Source organism: Carnobacterium sp. (assembly GCF_032094055.1).
Lineage (GTDB): Bacteria > Bacillota > Bacilli > Lactobacillales > Carnobacteriaceae > Carnobacterium_A.
This window is the reverse complement of the sequence record NZ_DAMDAK010000091.1, coordinates 2,012-6,883: the sequence shown is the minus strand read 5'-3', so window position 1 is coordinate 6,883 and position 4,872 is coordinate 2,012. Positions and strand designations below refer to the sequence as shown.

The following is a 4,872-nucleotide window of genomic DNA, read 5'->3' as shown; positions in this document are numbered from 1 at the left end:
TGGCAATCGTCTCTGCTTTCCAATGCCCATAAGGATGATTATCATCAGGCGGCCTTCTCGCTAATTTCAATCCTACTAAGACGGCTATAGAAGAAAAGACATCTGTCATATTGTTTAAACCATCTGCCCTTAACGCTGCAGAATGGTAACTGACACCAATAAATATTTTAGTTAAAGATAAAATAATATAGGCAACAATACTAACGAGTGCCCCTTTTTCTGCTCTCTTCAATTCTTCATAACGATCTTGCATCTTCATTAGCTCCTTTTGCTTTTCGTTCACTCTCTGACTGGTTTTCTTACGGCTGATTTAGAAAGGTTCTTTACATTTAAAGTTCCTTATTCCTTTTTCTGCACGCGCTATTTTCAGTTTTTCTAACGTGAGTTACATTCTAACATCTTGTATCAGCTGTTACAAGATACCATTTAAACCAAAGAAAAGAGTGGTGCTTTGCTCTAAAAAACCTTTTGACCAGCTATTCGTTTTTCAATTTATGGTAAAATAAAATGAACCTATCACTTGACCAAAGAATGGAGTGTCTCATATGAAAGTAGGATTTATTGGAACAGGGAACATGGCGAGTGCCATTATCAAAGGAATGATCAAACAGAACTACATTAAAAGCGAAGATATTTATGTTTTCAGCAGAACAAAAGAAAAATTAATGGCTTTTGCTGCTGAGACAAAGACAACTGCCTGCCATTCAAATGAGGAATTGATTGCTGCTGTAGATGTTGTCGTCCTAGCTGTTAAGCCGAACGTCATCACGCAACTCCTTCCCAGTTTAAGTACAGCGATCCATCAAAAACAGTCTTTGCTTGTTTCCATTGCTGCTGGCACCACACTTCAAAAGTTAGCTGATTTAATGGGGGAAAAAATTAATAATTCGATAATCCGTGTCATGCCTAATTTAAATTCTATGATTGGCGAAGGAATGACAGCTATTTGCGGCAATTCATTTACCACTGGTTCTCAAATTCAATTCGTACTTGGCATGTTTCAATCCATTGGTGAAGTAGTAGAATTAGAAGAAAAAGATTTTAGTCCCTTTACGGCCATTGCTGGCAGCTCGCCTGCTTATGCTTTTCTCTTTATTGATTCTTTAGCACGTGGAGCTGTTAAAAACGGGATGCCAAAAGAATTAGCCACTAAAATTGCTGCACAAGCTGTTTTAGGCAGTGCAAAAATGGTATTGGAAAGCGGACATTCTCCTTGGAACTTGATTGACCAAGTTTCTTCTCCAGGCGGTACGACTGTTGCCGGAATTGTGGCATTAGAAGATGAAAAATTCATTTCAACTGTTATCAAAGGCGTTGATGCTACTATCTTAAAAGATCAAGAACTAATGAATGATTAAAATAGAAGAAGGATATGTGTCCGCTAGGTTCACCTATCCTTCTTTATTTTTTTCCATTATTGACTTTCGTGCCGCTTTTTCGATCTTTTTGCGTTTACGTAATGCTTTAAAAAAATCTGTTAATAACGCTCCGCATTCTGCTGCTAAGATACCCTGCTCAATTTCAACTTGGTGATTGAACCGGCTATCTGTTAACAAGTTCATTAAGGTCCCAGCTGTACCTCCTTTAGGGTCAGGGGCTCCATAATACAATTCTTTTACGCGTGATAAAATCATAGCACCGCTGCACATTGGGCAAGGCTCTAATGTAACAAATAATTGAGCATCTTCTAATCGCCAATTTTTAAGGGCACGGTTAGCTTCTTGAATAGCCAGCATTTCAGCGTGTGTGGTTGCATCATGGCTTTCTTCCCGTTGGTTGTATCCTCGTCCGATAATTTCTCCGTGTAAAACAATTACAGCGCCAATGGGTACTTCCATTTTGGCTTCAGCTTTTTTAGCTTCTTTAATCGCTTCATGCATAAAGTATTCCTTTTCTTCTAATGTCAGCATACATCCAGTCCTTCGTTAGTTTCTTAAGCTTATCATATCATAATTCATCTACAAATCTGCAAAATAATGTTAGAATAAAAGAGACGAGCGGTTATCATTATCGCGCTAACTAAAAGAGGTGTTTTTTTGAATTTCAATGAAATCAAAGCAATTTATCCTGATGCACAATTAATAGATAAACCTAAAGATACAGCTGACATCATTTCTTTTCCATTCAAGAACAAATGGGTGCAAGTAGAAAAAATAACTAAAACTCCTACTGAGCTTGATTTACTGCGCTTATTATTTTCTGCTCAAAAAAATAAGCCCCATACAAATGCAACACATTCTGAATGGCAAACTTTTTTATTAGAAGAAGGCGAACTTCCTTCATCAGGAAAACTGGGCGACTATCGAATCATTCAATTTGCCATTTTAAAAAAAGACCAGCATTTCGAACAAAAAACCTGGCTTAAAGCTTTCAAAAGTATGTTCGAGAACTGCGAAGAAGCTTTTTTTATTGATGAAACAACTGGCTTGCTGATTCAAAATAGTACCGTTGAGCAGCTAACCACAGACGAGCTGTCAGGTATCATCCAGACACTAGACGATGATTTTTCAATCAAAACATTTTGTTATATTGGTCAATTCTGGCCTCTTGATCTAGAGTTTAAAGCCATCTTTAAAGAAGAGCAGCTTATTTTTAATCGGCAAAAAAGCAGAGGTCTTTCCCTACTCTCTCTACCAAGTGTAGCTTTGCACTATTATATCTCTGATGCCCTAGAAAAAAGCCCCTTAATGCAAAGTTTAAAACAAAAATATACTAGTCAAACAGAAACAAAAGAGTTAATTTTAGCGTTATGGCACAGTCAAGGCAATATTAGTTTGGCTGCAAAATCATTATATGTCCATCGAAATACTTTGCAGTACCGAATTGATCGTTTTTATGAAATGAGCGGCTTATCCTTACGCAATATGAATGATCTATTGCTTTGTTATTTACTTACTTTATAAGAAAAGCGGGACAAGTCCGCTAGACATTGAAGGCAGAAAAAAATTATAGAATTCTATTTATTAAGAAAAGCACTCTAAAAATTAGGTTTTAATCTAATTTCTAGAGTGCCTTTTTTAACAAAACTAGTTTTGTTAATGAGACATTTTATCTTTAAGATCGTCCGCAATATCTTCGCCTTTATCCATCACTTTATCTTTTTTATCCATTAACATTTCTTTAAACTCATTCGTTGCCTCTTTTAAGTGATCACTGTATGTTCCAACTTGTCCTTTCAAGTCAGTAACTTTATCCACTACTTTCAATAAGTTTACCACTTCATCGTCTGATAGCTTTTCAACGACGTCTAAAGCTTTTTCATTTCCTTTTAATTTATCTTTTACAAAGTTTTTTGCTCTTTGGCGGTTCATATAAGCTTCTACTTTGGCCATCGAATTATTAGATGCCGATAGAATGATCGCTCCAACAGCCATTGTTGCTCCTAAACCGATAAGTAAGTTACGTGTACTTTTTTTCATATTCTTTACATCCCCTTCTATTCAATCTATCTACACAATAATCATAGCAGAAACATAAAAATAATACGAACAAAAACGCCTAACATACTATTACTGTGTTAGGCGTTTCTGCTAAATGCTTAATTTAACCAGCAGAGGTTAAGCTTTGACCGTATCTTCCGGTGCGCTAATTTTCCCTTGCTTTTCGGTATTCTCTTTTACTGCAATGCGGATTTTACCTTTTGTTGCTCCGATTGTCACATGATCTCCAATTTTAACAGTCTTATTCAATAATTCTTCGCTTAGGCGGTCTTCGATTTCTTTTTGGATAGCACGGCGTAAAGGTCGTGCACCATACTCAGGATCAAAGCCAGCTTTTGCAATAACATCAATTGCGGCTTGCGTAATCTTAACATGGATATCCATTTCTTCTAAACGTTTAACAATCACTTGTCCCATTAACTTAACAATCTTGTTCAGTTCAGGTTTTTCAAGGGAATGGAAGACGATAATTTCATCCAAACGGTTAATAAACTCCGGTTTGAATGTATTTTTCAACTCTTCTTTAATCCGTTTTTCCATTGTTTTATGGTCTTTTCTAGCATCAACGGCACTAAACCCAACTGATTTCTCATCTCGTAAAGCTGTCGCTCCAAGGTTGGACGTCATAATCATAACCGTATTCTTGAAATCAACTTTACGGCCTTTAGAATCCGTTAAATGTCCATCATCCAGTACTTGTAGCAGAATATTAAAGACATCAGGATGCGCCTTTTCGACTTCATCGAATAAAATGACAGAATAAGGTTTTTGACGGATTTTTTCAGTCAATTGACCACCTTCATCGTAACCTACATATCCTGGAGGAGAACCGATCAAACGGCTCGTGCTGTATTTTTCCATAAACTCTGACATATCAACTCGTATTAAAGCATCTTCACTGCCAAACATAGCTTCTGCCAACGTTTTGGCCAATTCTGTTTTACCAACACCTGTAGGGCCTAAAAACATAAATGAACCAATCGGACGGTTAGGATCCTTCAAACCACTTCGTGCACGTCTAATAGCTCTGGCAACTGCACTGACTGCTTCTTCTTGACCAATAACACGATTGTGCAATACTTTTTCCAGTTTCAATAAGCGGTCAGATTCTTTTTGTTCCATTTGCTGTACTGGAATCCCTGTCCATAAAGAGACTACTTCTGCGATATCCAATTCAGTCACTTGTAAGTGCGAACCAGAGGAAGCTTGTTTCTCCTGTTTCAACAATATACTTTCTACTTTTTTCCGTTGCCGCATTTCTTTTACACGTACTTTAGCTGCTCTTTCAAAATCTTGCAATTGGATTGCTTCTTCTTTTTCTTGGACCATGGCGTCTAAATCAGCTAAAGCTGCTGCCACTGGTGTTGGTTTAGATGAACTATCTAAACGAACTTTAGAAGCTGATTCATCAATTAAATCAATCGCTTTGTCC

6 protein-coding genes are annotated in these 4,872 nt (G+C 37.0%); 2 read left to right on the top strand and 4 right to left on the bottom strand.

Features of this window, described 5'->3' with window-relative positions; all coding sequences use genetic code 11:
- Nucleotides 1–253 (bottom strand): cation transporter (locus RT405_RS11620; RefSeq protein WP_313469858.1); only part of this gene is annotated, 253 nt, incomplete at its 3' end.
- Between the two features lie 292 nt (nt 254–545).
- Between RT405_RS11620 and proC the strand changes: the two genes are divergently transcribed.
- Nucleotides 546–1,358, top strand: coding sequence for a pyrroline-5-carboxylate reductase (gene proC / locus RT405_RS11615; protein ID WP_313469855.1), 813 nt, complete (start codon nt 546–548; stop codon nt 1,356–1,358).
- Nucleotides 1,359–1,391: 33 nt separating this feature from the next.
- Here proC and tadA read toward each other — a convergent pair whose 3' ends face one another.
- The gene (gene tadA / locus RT405_RS11610; RefSeq protein ID WP_313469853.1) at nt 1,392–1,910 is read right to left on the bottom strand and encodes a tRNA adenosine(34) deaminase TadA; all 519 of its coding nucleotides are present in this window, start codon (nt 1,908–1,910) and stop codon (nt 1,392–1,394) included.
- Between the two features lie 126 nt (nt 1,911–2,036).
- Here tadA and RT405_RS11605 point away from each other — a divergent pair, with 126 nt between their 5' ends.
- The gene (locus RT405_RS11605) at nt 2,037–2,903 is read left to right on the top strand and encodes a helix-turn-helix domain-containing protein (protein WP_313469849.1); all 867 of its coding nucleotides are present in this window, start codon (nt 2,037–2,039) and stop codon (nt 2,901–2,903) included.
- A 132-nt stretch (nt 2,904–3,035) separates the two neighbouring features.
- Here the strand turns inward: RT405_RS11605 and RT405_RS11600 are convergent, their stop codons facing one another.
- Together RT405_RS11600 and RT405_RS11595 are read right to left on the bottom strand one after the other, a co-directional pair.
- On the bottom strand, nt 3,036–3,419 hold the full coding sequence (locus RT405_RS11600; RefSeq protein ID WP_313469846.1) for a hypothetical protein: 384 nt from the start codon (nt 3,417–3,419) through the stop codon (nt 3,036–3,038).
- A 138-nt stretch (nt 3,420–3,557) separates the two neighbouring features.
- A partial coding sequence (locus RT405_RS11595) for an ATP-dependent Clp protease ATP-binding subunit (RefSeq protein WP_313469843.1) occupies nt 3,558–4,872 on the bottom strand: 1,315 nt, incomplete at its 5' end.